The organism is Exiguobacterium sp. UBA6282 (assembly GCF_002440475.1).
Taxonomy (GTDB): Bacteria; Bacillota; Bacilli; order Exiguobacteriales; family Exiguobacteriaceae; genus Exiguobacterium_A.
Genome location: NZ_DJUM01000030.1, coordinates 51,694 through 67,861, shown reverse-complemented (window position 1 = coordinate 67,861; position 16,168 = coordinate 51,694). Strand labels below are relative to the sequence as shown.

The window sequence follows — 16,168 nt, the reverse complement described above, 5'->3', positions numbered from 1 at the left end:
GAGAGATTCCGGCACTGCGTCCGGAATCTCTCCGTCTTTTTTTACGGATTTAACTCAAGCGATGAGCGACTTCATCAAGTGTTGGCAAGGCAGCCATTGCACCTTTGACGGAAGCAGCAAGCCCACCTGAAATCGCTGCGAATCGTCCGATATCATGAAGTTCATCTGCTGACCAAGCGAATGAAAAATCACGTAACGCACATTGATAGAGTAACCCGGACATGAAAGCATCCCCAGCTCCTGTCGTATCAATCGCGTCGACCGTAATCGCATCGATGACAGCCATCGCGTGATCCGTATACAGAATCGACCCTTCACTTCCACGCGTGATAGCGAGAAGACGGATCGGGTATTCAGCTAACAATTCGGCAGCCCCGTCATCAAGGTCTGTTTGTCCTGTTAAAAACGTTAACTCTTCCTCGGCGAGTTTGACGATTTGTGCATCCGGTAGGACGGACCGGATCGTCGTCCGTGCTTCATCGAGATTTGGCCATAACGATTCACGCAAGTTCGGATCATACGAGACAGGCACTTGGTGTTCTTTCGCACGAGCGATAGCTGTTCGTGTAGCGTTTACGGCTTCACCAGTGATCAAAGAGATAGAGCCGATGTGTAATAAATCGACAGACTCGAAGTCCTCTGGTACATGTGTTTCGTGAAAATGCATATCAGCGCGTTCCGCATTGATGAACTCAAATGACCGCTCGCCATCCTGCCCATTCGTGACGAGGACAAGACCTGTCTTTTGTGTTGAATCATGGATGAGGTAATCCGTGCGGACGCCATAGTGATGTAACGTATCTTTCAAGAAGTGGCCCATCGAATCATCTCCGACCGCTCCAAGAAAATAACTGTCTGCGCCTAATCGAGCGAGTCCGACGGAGACATTGGCAGGAGCACCCCCAGGATTTTTTTGAAATGTCATGTTCTCGGCATCAAGAGGAATCAAATCAATCAGTGCTTCCCCTAAACTAAAGATTTTCATACGTAGAACTCCTTTCAAGGTCGGGACGAATCCGTTCAATGTGTAAAGCCATATAACCAATTTCTGATTCAGGGACACGCGTATCGAGTTCGACTGCCAGCCAGTCTCCCATCTGATTCGCACAGGCGTAGGCGTCTGCATAACGGGTTTTGACAGCTGATAGAATTACGTCATCCATGTCGTGTAACGTTTCTCCCTGTTCGATCCGAGCGAGGACCAATTTCATATGCGTGAAGAAGCGATAGTACGTCATCGACGATGTTTCGATCGTTTTTCCAAAAAAGACTTCAATCTGTTCACGCAGTTCATTGAGTAACGTGACCGTCTGCAAAGCAGTTGCCATGTTCGGATGAGTCTGGCGTGCATTATATAAGTGAAGCGCGATGTTCGCTGCTTCTTCTTTAGGGAGGGTGACCTGTAACGCGCGTTCGATTTCAAGGACTGCCCATTCTCCGATCGCATACTCTGGTCCATATAAAAGACGAATCTCTTCTGCTAGTCGATTATGCACGACGAGTTGTTCACGTGCTAGCCGTACGGCATGAGCGAGGTGATCCGTCAGACTGACATGAATATAGTCATGAAACGGCGTCTGAAGTTCACCTTCTGCATGCGAGATGATGCGTTCGGATAAGTCGATGATCTCAAGTGGTGTCGTCGTCAGAATCTCTTTGAACTGTTCCGCATTTTCAAACGAAGGGATGAACATTTTTTCGATCTTCGTCGCTTGGATCGGATCTTTTTTCTTTTTTCCAAAGGCGATACCGGGTCCCATGACGATGCGTTCTTGTCCATTTTCTTTAACGACAACTGCATTGTTGTTGAGGATTTTATGAATAATCAGCCTGACGTCCTCCTTTCCAGTCTTTTCTTTATTATAAAGCGAACGTAGAGCTTTGCGAACCGACAAATGCGACCACCGAGTCAGTGGACCCGGTTTGGTCGCATGAAGGATTAAGCAGCAATGTCTGTTTCTTTTTGTTTACGTGCATCAAGACGCATCAAGACGACAGTCGAAACAAAAGCAGTGACGACCGCAATCGCGAATCCAACGAGGTAGTTGATCAAATTCGTTGCACCGAGCGGGGCGACGATCGCGATCATCGGGATTCCAGTTAGTCCGTAGGCGTTCGCCGCGACTTGCGTTAAGACGACATAACCGCCACCAATCGCACCACCGATTGCACCGCCGATGAATGGTTTTCCAAGACGTAAGTTGACGCCGTAGATGACAGGTTCCGTGATACCGAGAAAGGCTGAGAACGCAGACGGTAGGGCAAGTGCTTTGAGTTTGACGTTCTTTGTCAAGAAGTAGACGGCAAGTCCGGCACCGCCTTGAGCGACGTTCGCCATCGACCAGATCGGTAAAAGGAAGTTCTTTCCGATACTTTTATCGGCAAGTAACCCTGCTTCGATTGCATGGAAACTGTGATGCATCCCAGTGATGACAATCGTCGAGTAAAGTCCACCAAAGAGGAGACCAGCGACGACTGAGAACTGTTCGTAGAAGAAGACGAGTACGAATGAGATTCCTTTCCCGAGCAACGTTCCGATTGGACCGATGACGATCAATGCTAGGAAACCAGTGACGAGGACCGTAACGAATGGTGTGACGAGTAAGTCGAGCGTTTCAGGTGTTCGTTTCCGGACTTGTTGTTCAATCTTTGCCATGACCCAGACAGTTAAGAGAACCGGGAAGACCGTTCCTTGGTATCCGATTAACTCGATGTTCATTCCGAGGAATTTCATGACTTCAGGATCACTGTTCCCAAGTGTCCATGGATTCAAGAGGGACGGGTGTGTCATAATCCCCCCGATGACGGCACCGAGATACGGATTTGCACCGAATTCACGAGCTGCCGAGAAACCGATCAGAATCGGTAAGATGATGAAGGCTGAAGACGAGAACATATCAAGTAGTTGAACAATCGGCGAATCGCCCTCGACCCAACCGAATGCTTTGATCATACCGAGTAATCCCATCAAGAGACCAGCTGCGACAATGGCCGGAATGAGTGGAACGAAGACGTTCGAAAGGGAACGGGCAAGACGGGCGAACGGGTTTAATTTTTGAGATGCAGCCTTTTTAACGTCGAGTGGCTCTTCTCCATCGACTTTCACACCAGCGAGTGGTGCAAACGCAGCGAATACCTTATTAACGGTACCGGTCCCGAAGATGATTTGATATTGACCAGAGCTCGAGAAGGCACCACTTACACCATCCAAATCTTCAAGTGCCGCTTGATCTACCTTTGATTCGTCATGTAAAACAAGGCGTAAGCGTGTCGCGCAGTGAGCGGCAGTAATGATGTTCTCGCGTCCACCGACAAGTTCAAGTACACGTTTAGCAGTTTGTTGATAGTCCATCGGAAAAGTCCTCCTTTTTTCGTGAAACACGCTAGATGGGACAAAAAAAGGCAAGACCGAACGACACCTCTCCTAAGAAGGTGTCATTTCGGTCTTGCCAGCCATACTGTCACAATCCGCACTATTGATTTGATTTCATCATAAAGCAGAAAAGAAAGCGTTGTCAACAATCAATTTTCATTTTTTTGAATCCGAATATCAACCTCAACCCCGTAGTGATCGGAAACCACGGGTCCGTGAATCCCATCGAAGACGACACCGACGCGCTCGACATCGATCTTTCGGTTCGATAAGACAAGATCGATGCGTAATCCTTGTTGATTGTCTTCCCATCCATCGATGTTGCCATCGATCGTTTCAATCCCGACCGTTTCCTTAGCAAGCAGAAAAACGTCATGTAATCCTCGTTGCATCATATAGTCATACCCTGTATTTCGTTCTAAGGCATCATTGTTGAAATCCCCGAGGAAAAACGTCCATTCAAGTGGATCCATCCGAGCCATCAAGTGGTTGAATTGTTCCTGGAACGGCTCGACTTCATCTGCCCACCAGCCGAGATGACAGGTATTGAACGTGATGGGTGTTCCGTCGACTTGGATCGTGGCACGGACGATTTTCCGTGATTTCCAATCGAGTGTATCCTGACTACGGCTGACATAATAACTGTCTGACTTCAAGATCGGGTGTTTCGTCAATAAGGCGAGTCCTTCTTCGTATTTATCGTATCCGATATGGGCAAAATCCCAGATGAGGGAGTAGGTTTGACCTTGTTCCTTTAAGGCTTGCTGAATTAAATAAGCAAAATTATCATTACGCACCTCATCATGGACGATCGGTGTATCCATTAATTGACTGACTTCTTGCAGTGCGATGACATCATAATCTTGTGCGAGGATCAGTTGGACGATCTGCTTTAATTTTTCGAGTGGCTGTTCTTCTTGCCACGAATGACAGTTCAATGTGAGTAGACGCATGAGTGATCCTCCTGATTTTTCAAATAAGAAAGGTGAAACTCTTATGAAAGAGCTTCACCTTTAGGTAGTTCCCTAATCTCGCAGGTTTATGCGCCGATCCGGTCTTGGATATCTGATTTTAAGATATCGGCTTTTGGACCGTAGATGGCTTGCAAGCCATTGTTCTTAAGGATCAGACCAAGTGCACCGTTTGCTTTCCAGTCCGCTTCTTGTGCGACAAGCGCTGGATTCTTAACGGTAACACGAAGACGTGTCATGCAGGCATCGACGTCTTCGATGTTCTGCTGTCCACCCAGTAAATCAATGATTTGAGAAGCTTGTGAACCATCGGCAGGAGCGGATGTCGCAGCAGCCTCACCTGAAGCTTCAGTAGTCGATACGTTGATATCGTCCAGATAGTTCCCGTTACGACCTGGTGTCGCATAGTTGAACTTCTTGATGACGAAACGGAAAGTAAAGAAGTTCAAGAAGAAGAAGAATACACACACACCGATGAAACGAATTAAGTCACCAATCAAACCAGCTTTTGCAATCAATGGAATGCGTGTCAGAAGTTCGATTGCACCGAACGCATGAATCCGAAGATGCATGACATCCGCTAGTGCGAAGGCAACACCTGTTAGTACAGCATAGATGACGTAAAGAACAGGAGCGATGAACATGAACATGAACTCGATTGGCTCTGTGACACCTGTCAAGAAGACAGCGAGTCCTGCAGATAGGAAGACCGGTTTGTATGCTTTTTTCTTATCTTCATCGACTGACATGTACATTGCGACAGCAATACCGATCAATGAAGCAAGTGATGTGACGACTTGTCCTTCTTTGAAGCGGGCAGGAACGACACTGTTGATTAAGTCATTGTATCCTTGTGTGTTACCGGCTTGCTTTAAGTTGACAAGGTCAGTGATCCAAGCGAGCCAAAGCGGATCTTGACCAGCAACCGTCGATCCTTGAGCAGCACCTGTCAAGATTTTGTACGTTCCACCTAATTCCGTGTAGTTCATCGGTACAGTCAACATATGGTGCAGACCGAACGGAAGTAATAGACGTTCCAGTGTACCGTATACGAACGGTGCAATGATCGGTGCAGAATCACGTGAAGAGGCAATCCAGCGCCCGAAGTCATTCAACAATCCTTGGACGAACGGCCAAACGAGTGACAATGCGAATGCTGCAACAACCGATCCACCGATGACGACGAATGGAACAAAACGTTTTCCGTTAAAGAAGGCGAGCGCATCTGGCAATTTACTGAAGTTATAAAATTTATTAAAGAGAACGGCACCAAGGAAACCAGAAATGATTCCGACGAAGACCCCCATGTTAAGCGCAGGTGCCCCTAAAACTGAAGTGAAATAATCTTTTACGATGAGCTCAGAACCAAGCAATGAATTGACCGTTGCTTTTGGGTCCGCGATCATGTCAGCATTGACGCCAAAGATAGCGCCTGTGACACGGTTGATCAAAATGAAGGCGAGTAACGCTGCGAACGCACCACCAGCACGTTCTTTTGCCCACGATCCACCAATCGCGACAGCGAATAAGACGTGGAGATTCGTAATAATAGCCCAACCTAAATCCTCAACGATCCGGGCAATCGTTTGCATTAATACGATGTCGCCTCCGTACATGCCGATCAGTTTCCCGACCGAGATCATGATTCCTGCAGCAGGCATAACAGCGATGACGACCATCAACGCTTTACCGAGTTTTTGCCAAAAATCGAACGAAATAGCATTTTTCAAGATCATTCACTCCTTTTGGATCTCTTTTTCTCTAATATGTGTGTAAGAACAGTGCAATAATGTAAGCGATTAATGCAACCGTTTGCATATAGAATTGTAAGCGATAACTTTTTAAAAAGCTAGTGTTTTATAAGAAAAACATTCGGAAATTTATTTCATTAGAAAAATGACAGTTCGGAAAGGTATTCAAATTTAAAAAAAGAGAAAAAGGCTACAGTGAACATTGTTTGGTTTCAAAAAAGAAAAGATGTTGGGCGGATGAAAGAAGGGATTCAACCGATCGGGCAGTACGGTCAGCGGATTCGTACATTACGAGAACGTCATCAGTTAGATCAGCATACATTAGCTGAATTGACTAAAATGACACTTGAGATGATTCGATGTATCGAAAATAGCATTGTGGATCCGTCTTTTTTGATGATTGAGCGGCTGGTCCGTGCTTTGCAGATTCCTGCGGATCATTTGTTACGGCATATTTATATTTGGTCATCTGAAGTCATCTGTCAGCACGATCGTACGACCTTGATCGACATCCCGTCGAGTTAATGGGTATGAAAAAGAGGAACGGTGGAAAAGTCCACTGTTCCTCTTTTGAGCGTTTAACGATTATCGACAGTCTCAGGATAGAGATCGTGATTGAATAGACGATGTTCTGCCATTCGTTCATATTTTGTACCAGGTTTTCCGTAGTTGTAGTACGGGTCAATCGAAATTCCCCCACGTGGCGTAAATTTCCCCCACACTTCGAGGTAGCGCGGTTCCATCAATTTCACGAGATCTTTCCCGATGACGTTGATGCAGTTCTCGTGGAAATCACCGTGATTACGGAAGCTGAATAGATACAATTTAAGTGATTTCGATTCGACGAGTTTTTCATCCGGGATATACGAAATGTAGATCGTCGCGAAGTCCGGTTGATTCGTAATCGGGCAAAGGCTCGTAAATTCTGGTGCATTGAATTTTACGAAGTAATCATTTTCCGGATGGCGGTTCGGAAACGCTTCGAGTACTTCTGGTTGATATTCGAAAATGTATGGAACGGCTTTTTGGCCAAGTAACGATAAGTCGTTTAGATCTTCAGGGCGCATAAATCATTTCTCCTTAGACGCCACGATCGTTCGCGAAAACGAGGGCGTGTAGTTGTGGTAGGACACGTGCGTGATTAAAACGTTCATCACGAGCAACGCGTTCCCAAAGTGTTTTTAAATCGTGTAGCATCCGTGGGGCGATCGTACCTTCTTCGTGCGGATCCGGATTTCCGAGTGATAGATAGAGCGTTTTTAAGGCATATCGCTCTGAAATCATCGCCGCGAAATCAAGATCTGCTTCATCAAAAATGACGATTTTAACGGCACGCTGTTGTTCTGGTAGACGCTTGAAAAAAACATCCAAACGATCAAAATCGATGTTCATGCCACTTGAAGGCGGTTTAGGACTGAGTGTGACGTCATCGATATCAAGTAACCAATTTTGCCAGTAAGAACCTTGTGTCTCAACCGACATCGTGATGTTTCGTTCTTTTAATGCCTCAACCAGCGTACCGATCGAAGCATGAAGTAACGGGTTCCCACCAGAAATCGTGACATGTCCGTAAGAGCCGAGTGCATCGAGGCGTTCCATGATCGTCTCTGCCGTCAAGAGTTCAGGTTTTTCAGAACCATCCCATGTAAAGGCGGAGTCACACCATGAACAGGAATAGTCGCAGCCACCGGTTCGGACGAACATCGTCTTTTGACCGATTGATCGTCCTTCCCCTTGGAACGTTGGTCCGAAAATCTCGAGAACCGGAATTTTTGGCGTTTTCGTTAAGGCACTCATGCTTCGTTCATCCACTCACGACGGACTTCAGCAAAAGCAGTCGGCGTCTCATAAAGTTTGACGAATTCGACACGAAGTCCACGTTCGTCTGGAAGGTGTTGTCCGAGCGTCTCAAAAATCCACGCCGCCATGTTTTCAGCTGTCGTATTCATGTATGGTAATGATTCATTTAAATAACGGTGATCGAGAAGTGGTTCGAGATGTGTTTTAAAGATTTTCTTAAGATCACCAAAATCAAGTGTCATACCGCGGTGATCAAGAAAACCACTGATGCCCATATCGACATGGTACGTATGACCATGAAGCGCACGGCATTTCCCATCGTAATCATATAGGTGGTGCGCTGCGTCAAACGTCAGTTTTTTGACGATCATGACGCGGGATTTCGTATAGATAAGCGAGTCGCCAGTCGGGCGCTCGACCGTTTCAGGTGCTTCGTAATTGAATGTCATGTGTGTTGAACCTCCTTGATGTATGCATCTAATCCATTTTTTCGTAATTCACAGGCCGGGCATTCGCCGCAACCATCTCCAATGACGCCGTTGTAACACGTCAACGTGCGATTTCGAACGAAATCAAACGCACCGAGCGAGTCGGCAAGCGCCCACGTTTCTTTTTTGTCGAGCCACATGAGTGGCGTGTGCAGTACGAATGGATAGTCCATTGCAAGGTTCAATGTCACATTCAGTGACTTGATGAAGGCATCACGGCAGTCTGGGTAACCAGAAAAGTCCGTTTCACATACGCCAGTGACGATATGACGGATTCCGCGTCCTTTCGCGAGGACGGCTGCGAACGAAAGAAACAGGTGGTTCCGTCCATCTACAAAAGTAGAAGGGAGACCATCTTCGTTCGTCGTGATGGTTTGGCTGTGGTCAGTCAAGGCGTTACTCGTTAGTTGACTGAGAAGAGAGAGATCAAGCTCATGGTGTTTGACACCGAGCTCAGAGGCGATGTCGCGTGCGACTTCGAGTTCTTGTGCATGACGTTGTCCGTAATTAAACGTCACGACTTCGACTTCTTCGTACTGTTTCAGTGCCTGAAACAGACAAGTCGTTGAGTCTTGGCCGCCACTGAAGACGACAAGAGCACGTTCGTTTTTCATAATGTACACTTCCATTCCTAGTTTTTATAACGGAGGAGGTTACGAACTCCGGAGACGTAGTCTCAACTATTCACACTAGCAGAAGCCATCAAAAAAGTCGACGTTTTCTAATGAAGGCCAAAAAAGAGATGCTGATTGTCGCTCGGACGATCGGCATCTCTTAATAGGAAATTACAGCGGATAGTGGTAATAGCGTTCTTTGACGAGCAGGTCACGGATGTTCGAGTCTTCCGAGATGACTTTCATCAAACCACCTGTTTGAGAAGCGTGTGCTTCGAGTGCCTTGATCTTTTGATCCGTATAGGCACTGACATCGTGAATGAATGTTCCTTCTCCAAGCTCTGCTTTCGTATTGTTCGCAAAAGCGACCGCAAGGAACTCGGGGCGATCGGCAGGATCCATCATCCGAAGGGCACGAACGACGGCGCGAGCTGTCGCTTCGTGATCGGGATGGACCGCGTAACCCGGATAAAATGAAATCAAGCGAGTCGGGCGCGTTTGTTGAATCAAGGTAAGGATACGGTCAGCAAGTGCCGCTTCATCCTCGAATTCAACGGTCTTATCGCGAAGTCCCCACATTTGGAGATCCGAAATCTTCATTTTTTCAGCTGCATCGATCAACTCACGTTTGCGAATCGTTGCGAGCTGTTCCCGGTTCGTAAAGACCGGGCGTCCCATGTTACGGCCCATCTCACCGAGCGTCAAACAAGCATATGTGACAGGACCACGATTTTCTGCGTGCTCGATGATCGTACCAGCAGAACTGAAGGCTTCGTCATCCGGGTGAGGGAAGACGACGAGTAAATGATCTTCGTGTGTCATGCGTCTACCTCCTCTGCACCTTGAGCAAATGGTGTCGGGCTAAGTTCAAAAGCAATCGCAAGACGTCCTTCGACATCGTGACCGGCAATCAACAATTGATCCCCAGCAAATTCGAAATCAGTTAATCCCTCACCGTATAACCAGCCGTGTGCAAGTTTCAAACCGATCCGGTAAGGACCGTTTCCTGTGATCAAACCACGTTCGTATGTGATTTCCGCATTACGGAAAAACATCCCTGCGCTATGGAAGGTCGGATCTTGGTGCGTCGCGTAGGCACCGTTCGTCGTCTCAACGTGTACGTATAACGGTGTATTCGCATGTTCGTCGATATAACGCTGTATCTCTTGTAAATCAATGGCTTGCATAAATCATTCTCCTCTCCTATACAGAAAGAAGTCCGCGGATATCGCGGACTTCTTAAGCGGATCAAGACTGGACTGTACGATGTGCAGCGTGATCAGTTGGTCCGACGTATTCATTCAAACGGAATGAATGACGAATCGCAGAAGTGATAAAAGATTTTGCTGTACGGACAGCAGCTTCTACCGATGCACCTTTTGCGAGTTCGGCCGTGATTGCTGCAGAGTACGTGCAGCCGGCACCGTGCGTGTACGGTGTCTCGATTCGTTCGTCCTCAATCAGGATAAACTCTTTTCCGTCATAAAGCACGTCAACTGCTTGTGGATGGTCAATCTTACTGCCACCTTTAACAAGAACGTATTGCGCACCTTTTTCATGAATCCGCGCTGCTGCAAGTTTCATTTCGTCTATCGTTGCTGGCGTTTTACCAAGACCCGATAATTGACCTGCTTCAAAGACGTTCGGTGTGACGACTGTCGCAAGTGGTGTCAAGACATCACGAAGTGCGTTCGCTGTATCAGGGTTTAGCACCTCATCCTCGCCTTTACAGACCATAACAGGATCGATGACGACGTTTTGGACGCCGGATGATTTGATTTTTTCGGCAACGGCTTCAATGATTTCGACAGTCGGGAGCATTCCCGTCTTCATCGCATCAACACCAATACCTCCAAGGACCGTGTGGATTTGTGTCCGGACGAGTTCTGTGTCGATTGGGTAAACCGCATGATGCCAAGAGTGATCAGGATCTTGAGCGACGATGACCGTCAAGGCATTCATTCCGTAGACGCCAAGTTCTTGGAACGTCTTTAAATCAGCTTGAATGCCAGCTCCACCACTCGTGTCGGAACCAGCAATCGTTAAGGCTTTACGTTTTGTCATGGGGCATTCCTCCTAAAGAAATAGACAATCCTTCTTGTTCTTCATGATAGCGAATTATGGGAAAAACAACAACTGTCGACGCTTCTAGCGTAGACAAAACCCCACCTATCTTGAATAGGTGGGGTGCGTACTTATTTAATGAATAAGAAGTCGAGAATATAGTAGATCATAGCAGCTAAAGCCATTGAAATCGGCAATGTGATGACCCATGTGATAAGCATGCGTTGCGCTGTTCCCCACTTGACACCTTTCTTACGGTGCGATGTACCTACACCTAAGATGGCAGATGAGATGACGTGTGTCGTCGAAACAGGAAGATGAATCGCCGTTGCACCAAAAATGATTGCTGCTGATGTTAAGTCAGCTGCTACACCATTGACTGGACGGATTTTCATGATTTGACCACCGACGGTTTTGATGATGCGCCATCCACCGACAGATGTTCCGAGACCCATTGCGATCGCACAGGAAAGTTTAACCCAAGTGGCAACTTCGTGATCCGTTTGGAAACCAGACGAAATCAAAGCGAGTGTGATGATCCCCATCGCTTTTTGCGCATCATTCGTACCGTGTGTGTACGATTGTAATGCAGCAGTTGCGATTTGGACGTGGCGGAAGCGACGATTCGTTTTCGCCAAATTTCCTTTTTTGAAGATGATTTTAAAGACTGCATATACAATGAAACCGAGTGTGAAGGCGAGTACTGGTGAAATCAGCAAAGCTTCAACGATTTTCAAGAACCCTTTTGCTTCGATGCCACCAAATCCAACAGAGGCAACAGCTGCACCAGCAATCGAACCAATCAGTGTATGCGACGAACTTGACGGAATACCAAAGTACCAAGTCAAGAGATTCCAAGCAATGGCTGAAATCAAGGCAGCGATGACGACATAGCTCCCGTGTTCAAGTGTTGACGGGTCAACGATGTCACCAGAGATCGTTTTTGCGACTCCAGTGAATGTGATTGCACCTAGGAAGTTCATCGATGCAGCCAAAATGATGGCATGGCGTGGTTTCAAAGCGCGAGTCGATACAGCAGTCGCGATTGAGTTCGCTGTATCGTGGAAACCGTTGATGAAGTCGAAGCTAAGTGCGAGAATCACGATTATGGCGGTGATGATAAACAGGCTATCCATCTCGTTAGCTCCTCACTTAAGCGTTTTTCATGATGATCGTTTCAATGACGTTAGCTGCGTCTTGGCAGTAGTCCGCGATTGATTCGAGCGATTCATAGATTTCTTTGTATTGAATGATTTTAATTGGATCTGTTTCTGTTGCGAACAATGCTTTGATTGATTTACGGCGTAAGTTGTCACAAATCGTCTCTTGTTCTTTGATTTTAATGACATGTTCACGCATCGGTTGCAATTTACGTGCAACAAGAAGATCCATTGACGTTGCGAGTTCTGAAACAGCGATGTTGATTTCATCAACGAACTTAATCATGTGCTCGTCTGCTTGAACGATATTGTAGATTTCGAAAATAGCAGAACATTCTTCAAAGCCATCTAAGACGTCATCGAGTGCGTTAGCGAGTGCGAGTAAGTCTTCGCGATCGATTGGCGTGATGAACGCGTTGTTCAAGTCGATGATCAACTGATGCATCAAATCGTCCCCAGCTGTTTCGAAGTCTTTTACTTTATGTGCAAATTCTTTTACATCCGCGATGCCGTTGATTTTAAAGTCAACGAAGAATTGCGAAGTCGTTTTTAAGTGTCCTGCGATTTCTGATAATTTAACTGCGAATGGATCTTGTTTTTTACTAAACATTTCTTCTGCCTCCATATTAAGAACAAGAATAGAATAGTGAAGCAACTTCACGAGTTCGATTGTAGCAGACGGTATTGTAAAAGAATACATTTATGAAGCGTCTTTACGAAATCTTAATAAATCTTAATATGAAGGTGATTGTAGATTTAATAAATTATCTGACAATAGGAGATTACATGTGTACTTAATTGAAATAGGTTGGATTGCGTTGTGATTACAAGAGAATGTCTTGTGATTGTAAGAATAAAAGCGCATCAGTAGTGGGAAAAGAGGATATGGCGTATGAAAATCGAATGATATGATTAAGTCTGCGTAATTAGGTAAAAGAGGAGGATTTTATTATGCTCGTTCAAAGTTTATGTATCCCGAAGCACCAATGTGTCACGATTTCCGAAACAGCGACGATCCGTGAAGCGCTTGACACGCTTGAAAAAACCGGATACCGATGTGTCCCGGTTCTTAGTCAGACAGGACAGGATTTCAAGGGGAATATCTATAAGATGCACATTTATCGTCATGGGATGAATGGTGGCAGTTTAGACGACAATGTCATGTCGCTGATTAAGAATACATCCAAATACATCTATACAGGAAGTAATTTCTTTGAAGTCTTCTTCTCAATTAAGGAATTACCGTATATTGCGGTCTTAAATGACGACGGTCATTTCTTCGGTATCTTACCGCACGGGAAGATGCTTGGAATGCTTGAGGAAGCGTGGAATCGTGATTCGGGAAGTTACGTCTTAACGGTAGCCTTAAGTGAACAAAAAGGGGCGCTCGAGAAAATTTCGAAGATCGTTAACAAATATTCAACGGTGGCGAGTCTGATGACTCTCGATGCAAAGAGTAGTGTCATGCGTCGCGTATTAATTACGTTACCAACGGATTGTGACGAGAAGACGAAGAAAAAAATCGTGAAGAAACTTGACGACAAGGGTCTTCGTGTCGTCGCTGTTGAAGATTTAGCTGTTCGTGTATAATGGACCCGCATAAGACCAGTCATGACTGGTCTTTTTTTGAGGGAAAGGAAGGATAGACGATGAAACTATTAGTAGTAGGAGCAGGTGCGATGAGTGAGGCGCTCGTTCAAGGGTGGGTCGCTTCTGGATTTAAGCGTGAGGACATTACGATGACGAATCGCAGTGGTGGAGCACGCTTGACGGAAGTCGCGGCGCGACACGGCATTCAAACAGTCGAGCAAGAAGATGTCTCCTTATATGATGTCGTCATGCTTGGCATGCAACCCGATGGTGTACTTGCCTACGTAGCAAACCAACAATGGACGCATCAAACGATCGTTTCGATTGCGGCTCACATTACACCGGACGAAATCGAACGGTTAACAGAACGTCCGACAGTTGCTGTCATGCCGAATACACCCGTTGCCCATCGATTAGGAATGACTGGACTATGGTTCGGCTCACGCGTGAACGAAGAGATCCGAAGTGTAGTCGAGGCATTATTTGAACGTGTCGGAGAAATCGCGGAGGCAAATGAAACAACGATGCCAGCGTTCATGGCGGCAGCTGGATGTAGTCCAGCATTCTTCTATGAAATCGTAGCTGGTATGGTACCAGTTTTGACGGATGCCGGTTTTGAAGAGGGAAATGCACGTCGAATCGTTGCTCAAGCGATGAAAGGTTCAGCTGAAATTCTCATGCGTTCTAATGAGAGCACAGATCGTCTCATTGCTGACGTTGCAGCACCTGGTGGACCGACGGATCGTGGTGTCCAAGTGTTACGGGAGCGTCACCTGTTCGAAACGATGCAAGCGGCGCTACGAGAGAGTGCACGTGAAGCAAACGAATAATCCACTTCAGAACGCTTACGTACAATAAAATGCGTAAGCGTTTTTTTCGTTCACGAAAGTTTCACGTGAAACATAAGCAAAGCGATTGCATCTCGAAATGAGAATCCGTACACTATAAAAAGAAACCGTCCAGACGGTACAGTAAAATAGATAGGAAAAGGGGGAGGCTTTTGGCTAGTGCAAAAGCACAAGAGACACGTCGCCGGATTCTTGAAGCAACGACAGCGATCATATTGCAACAAGGCTTTACTCAGCTAACGCTCGATGAAGTCGCGAAACAGGCAAATGTCTCGAAAGGTGGACTATTGTATCATTTTGCTTCGAAAGAAGCGTTGCTGATGGGAGTCATCGAAGCGCAAGAAGCACGTCAATTTGAACTGTACGAACAGCATCAGTTGACGATGGGACCGATGGAAGCGTTCGTGACGTTGCAAATCCAGCAGCAAGAGGAATTCCACCTCGACATGGATGCGCTTCTTTACTTATTGTCCTTGTTAAAGGATCACGCGACGTTCGTCGAGGAACGAAAGCGACAAGTTGAGCATTTCTTCCGCCAACTGACAGAACAGATGGATCCGGTTGAGGTGTTATCGATTCGTTTTACATTAGACGGTTTGAAACTGTCGGAGCATTTTCAGTTCGGTGCACCTTCTCCGACTATCCGACAACGATTGATTCAGCAATTAATAGAACGTGCACGACAATTAGACAAGCAAATTGAAGAGTGAAGGAGAACCATACGATGAAAAAGATCATCCAGTTTTCGGTGAACAATAAGTTTGCCCTCTGGCTTATGACGATCATCATCACGGTTGCCGGTATTTATGCGGGAACATCGATGAAGCTTGAGACATTGCCAGACATCACGACACCAACCGTGTCCGTGACGACAATTTATCCGGGTGCTACACCAGAACAGGTTTTAGATGAAGTCAGTCGAGAACTTGAAAGTAAGGTCGAAAATTTACCAGGTGTCGATACTGTACGTTCGACGTCCTTCCAAAATGCATCGAACTTACAAATTGACTACAACTTCAGTACAGACATGGAAGAAGCAGAGCAAAAGGTAAAAGAAGCTCTTTCAAACATAGAACTACCAGAGGGTGTCCAAGAGCCACAAGTATCACGGATTTCCTTTGATGCATTTCCAGTCATCGGATTCGCTGTCTCAGACAAGGAACGCTCTCTGTCTGAGTTGACGAAACTCGTCGAAAACGAACTTCAACCGAAGCTTGAGGGAATCGAAGGTGCTCAAACGGTTCAAGTTGCAGGTCAAGAAATTCGTCGAATTGAGATTCAATTTGATGAGAAAAAACTCGAACGTTACGGTTTAACAGAAGAGAATGCGAAACAATTAATTCAAGCTAATGATTCACGTTTAGCGCTTGGTTTGTACGAGCTAGGAGATAAAGAACAAGCAGTTGTACTAGATGGAAAAGCAACGACGGTCAAAGAATTAAAAGATCTTCGTCTTCCATATACACTGCCAGCAGCGAATACTCCTGAAGCAGGGCAAGCAGGGCAAGC

At 46.2% G+C, this 16,168-nt stretch carries 18 protein-coding genes and 1 pseudogene; 5 read left to right on the top strand and 14 right to left on the bottom strand.

Going from position 1 to position 16,168, the window contains the following annotated elements; genetic code table 11:
- Positions 1 to 49: 49 nt before the first annotated feature.
- The 5 genes from B2751_RS09255 to B2751_RS09235 form a co-directional block, all read right to left on the bottom strand.
- Positions 50 to 985, bottom strand: coding sequence for a carbohydrate kinase family protein (locus B2751_RS09255; protein ID WP_056064831.1), 936 nt, complete (start codon positions 983 to 985; stop codon positions 50 to 52).
- Positions 972 to 1,814: a PRD domain-containing protein gene (locus B2751_RS09250; RefSeq protein ID WP_290774415.1), complete on the bottom strand. Its 843-nt coding sequence runs from the start codon at positions 1,812 to 1,814 to the stop codon at positions 972 to 974. Before B2751_RS09250 ends, B2751_RS09255 begins: the two co-directional genes overlap by 14 nt.
- Before the next feature lie 125 nt (positions 1,815 to 1,939).
- Positions 1,940 to 3,352, bottom strand: a complete 1,413-nt coding sequence (locus tag B2751_RS09245) for a sucrose-specific PTS transporter subunit IIBC (RefSeq protein ID WP_035411994.1) — start codon at positions 3,350 to 3,352, stop codon at positions 1,940 to 1,942.
- A gap of 170 nt (positions 3,353 to 3,522) precedes the next feature.
- Positions 3,523 to 4,326 carry an endonuclease/exonuclease/phosphatase family protein gene (locus tag B2751_RS09240; protein ID WP_290774399.1) on the bottom strand — a complete coding sequence of 268 codons (804 nt, stop codon included), beginning with the start codon at positions 4,324 to 4,326 and terminating at the stop codon, positions 3,523 to 3,525.
- A gap of 86 nt (positions 4,327 to 4,412) precedes the next feature.
- The gene (locus tag B2751_RS09235; protein ID WP_290774397.1) at positions 4,413 to 6,080 is read right to left on the bottom strand and encodes a PTS transporter subunit IIBC; all 1,668 of its coding nucleotides are present in this window, start codon (positions 6,078 to 6,080) and stop codon (positions 4,413 to 4,415) included.
- A gap of 252 nt (positions 6,081 to 6,332) precedes the next feature.
- Here B2751_RS09235 and B2751_RS09230 point away from each other — a divergent pair, with 252 nt between their 5' ends.
- Positions 6,333 to 6,620 carry a helix-turn-helix domain-containing protein gene (locus tag B2751_RS09230; protein WP_290774394.1) on the top strand — a complete coding sequence of 96 codons (288 nt, stop codon included), beginning with the start codon at positions 6,333 to 6,335 and terminating at the stop codon, positions 6,618 to 6,620.
- 53 nt (positions 6,621 to 6,673) lie between these two features.
- Here the strand turns inward: B2751_RS09230 and queF are convergent, their stop codons facing one another.
- From queF to B2751_RS09185, 9 genes are all read right to left on the bottom strand, one after another.
- On the bottom strand, positions 6,674 to 7,162 hold the full coding sequence (gene queF / locus B2751_RS09225) for a preQ(1) synthase (RefSeq protein ID WP_035412002.1): 489 nt from the start codon (positions 7,160 to 7,162) through the stop codon (positions 6,674 to 6,676).
- Between the two features lie 13 nt (positions 7,163 to 7,175).
- Positions 7,176 to 7,892 carry a 7-carboxy-7-deazaguanine synthase QueE gene (gene queE / locus B2751_RS09220; RefSeq protein ID WP_035412005.1) on the bottom strand — a complete coding sequence of 239 codons (717 nt, stop codon included), beginning with the start codon at positions 7,890 to 7,892 and terminating at the stop codon, positions 7,176 to 7,178.
- Positions 7,889 to 8,344: a 6-carboxytetrahydropterin synthase QueD gene (queD, locus tag B2751_RS09215; protein ID WP_023469724.1), complete on the bottom strand. Its 456-nt coding sequence runs from the start codon at positions 8,342 to 8,344 to the stop codon at positions 7,889 to 7,891. The genes queE and queD overlap by 4 nt, the downstream gene beginning before the upstream one ends.
- The gene (gene queC, locus B2751_RS09210) at positions 8,341 to 8,997 is read right to left on the bottom strand and encodes a 7-cyano-7-deazaguanine synthase QueC (protein WP_023469723.1); all 657 of its coding nucleotides are present in this window, start codon (positions 8,995 to 8,997) and stop codon (positions 8,341 to 8,343) included. The genes queD and queC overlap by 4 nt, the downstream gene beginning before the upstream one ends.
- Positions 8,998 to 9,168: 171 nt before the next feature.
- The gene (bshB2, locus tag B2751_RS09205) at positions 9,169 to 9,819 is read right to left on the bottom strand and encodes a bacillithiol biosynthesis deacetylase BshB2 (protein WP_290774392.1); all 651 of its coding nucleotides are present in this window, start codon (positions 9,817 to 9,819) and stop codon (positions 9,169 to 9,171) included.
- The gene (locus B2751_RS09200) at positions 9,816 to 10,184 is read right to left on the bottom strand and encodes a YojF family protein (protein WP_035412012.1); all 369 of its coding nucleotides are present in this window, start codon (positions 10,182 to 10,184) and stop codon (positions 9,816 to 9,818) included. The genes bshB2 and B2751_RS09200 overlap by 4 nt, the downstream gene beginning before the upstream one ends.
- Positions 10,185 to 10,245: 61 nt before the next feature.
- Complete coding sequence (pdxK, locus tag B2751_RS09195) at positions 10,246 to 11,061, bottom strand: pyridoxine/pyridoxal/pyridoxamine kinase (RefSeq protein ID WP_023469720.1); 816 nt, start codon at positions 11,059 to 11,061, stop codon at positions 10,246 to 10,248.
- A gap of 131 nt (positions 11,062 to 11,192) precedes the next feature.
- Positions 11,193 to 12,197, bottom strand: a complete 1,005-nt coding sequence (locus B2751_RS09190; protein WP_035412015.1) for an inorganic phosphate transporter — start codon at positions 12,195 to 12,197, stop codon at positions 11,193 to 11,195.
- A gap of 16 nt (positions 12,198 to 12,213) precedes the next feature.
- Positions 12,214 to 12,831, bottom strand: a complete 618-nt coding sequence (locus B2751_RS09185) for a DUF47 domain-containing protein (RefSeq protein WP_035412018.1) — start codon at positions 12,829 to 12,831, stop codon at positions 12,214 to 12,216.
- 341 nt (positions 12,832 to 13,172) lie between these two features.
- Here B2751_RS09185 and cbpA point away from each other — a divergent pair, with 341 nt between their 5' ends.
- The 4 genes and pseudogenes from cbpA to B2751_RS09165 form a co-directional block, all read left to right on the top strand.
- Positions 13,173 to 13,811: a cyclic di-AMP binding protein CbpA gene (gene cbpA, locus B2751_RS09180; RefSeq protein ID WP_035412021.1), complete on the top strand. Its 639-nt coding sequence runs from the start codon at positions 13,173 to 13,175 to the stop codon at positions 13,809 to 13,811.
- Between the two features lie 59 nt (positions 13,812 to 13,870).
- Positions 13,871 to 14,641: a pyrroline-5-carboxylate reductase family protein gene (locus B2751_RS09175; protein WP_035412024.1), complete on the top strand. Its 771-nt coding sequence runs from the start codon at positions 13,871 to 13,873 to the stop codon at positions 14,639 to 14,641.
- A gap of 170 nt (positions 14,642 to 14,811) precedes the next feature.
- Complete coding sequence (locus B2751_RS09170) at positions 14,812 to 15,369, top strand: TetR/AcrR family transcriptional regulator (RefSeq protein ID WP_035412025.1); 558 nt, start codon at positions 14,812 to 14,814, stop codon at positions 15,367 to 15,369.
- Between the two features lie 14 nt (positions 15,370 to 15,383).
- Positions 15,384 to 16,168, top strand: a pseudogene (locus B2751_RS09165) (efflux RND transporter permease subunit); the annotation flags it as partial.

Coding starts and splice junctions, on each gene's coding strand:
- bshB2 (WP_290774392.1), bottom strand. CDS start 9,819: ATGACACACGAAGATCATTTACTCGTCGTCTTCCCTCACCCGGATGAC.
- B2751_RS09185 (WP_035412018.1), bottom strand. CDS start 12,831: ATGTTTAGTAAAAAACAAGATCCATTCGCAGTTAAATTATCAGAAATC.
- B2751_RS09190 (WP_035412015.1), bottom strand. CDS start 12,197: ATGGATAGCCTGTTTATCATCACCGCCATAATCGTGATTCTCGCACTT.
- pdxK (WP_023469720.1), bottom strand. CDS start 11,061: ATGACAAAACGTAAAGCCTTAACGATTGCTGGTTCCGACACGAGTGGT.
- queD (WP_023469724.1), bottom strand. CDS start 8,344: ATGACATTCAATTACGAAGCACCTGAAACGGTCGAGCGCCCGACTGGC.
- B2751_RS09245 (WP_035411994.1), bottom strand. CDS start 3,352: ATGGACTATCAACAAACTGCTAAACGTGTACTTGAACTTGTCGGTGGA.
- queF (WP_035412002.1), bottom strand. CDS start 7,162: ATGCGCCCTGAAGATCTAAACGACTTATCGTTACTTGGCCAAAAAGCC.
- B2751_RS09200 (WP_035412012.1), bottom strand. CDS start 10,184: ATGCAAGCCATTGATTTACAAGAGATACAGCGTTATATCGACGAACAT.
- queE (WP_035412005.1), bottom strand. CDS start 7,892: ATGAGTGCCTTAACGAAAACGCCAAAAATTCCGGTTCTCGAGATTTTC.
- queC (WP_023469723.1), bottom strand. CDS start 8,997: ATGAAAAACGAACGTGCTCTTGTCGTCTTCAGTGGCGGCCAAGACTCA.
- B2751_RS09230 (WP_290774394.1), top strand. CDS start 6,333: ATGAAAGAAGGGATTCAACCGATCGGGCAGTACGGTCAGCGGATTCGT.
- B2751_RS09240 (WP_290774399.1), bottom strand. CDS start 4,326: ATGCGTCTACTCACATTGAACTGTCATTCGTGGCAAGAAGAACAGCCA.
- B2751_RS09175 (WP_035412024.1), top strand. CDS start 13,871: ATGAAACTATTAGTAGTAGGAGCAGGTGCGATGAGTGAGGCGCTCGTT.
- B2751_RS09255 (WP_056064831.1), bottom strand. CDS start 985: ATGAAAATCTTTAGTTTAGGGGAAGCACTGATTGATTTGATTCCTCTT.
- cbpA (WP_035412021.1), top strand. CDS start 13,173: ATGCTCGTTCAAAGTTTATGTATCCCGAAGCACCAATGTGTCACGATT.
- B2751_RS09235 (WP_290774397.1), bottom strand. CDS start 6,080: ATGATCTTGAAAAATGCTATTTCGTTCGATTTTTGGCAAAAACTCGGT.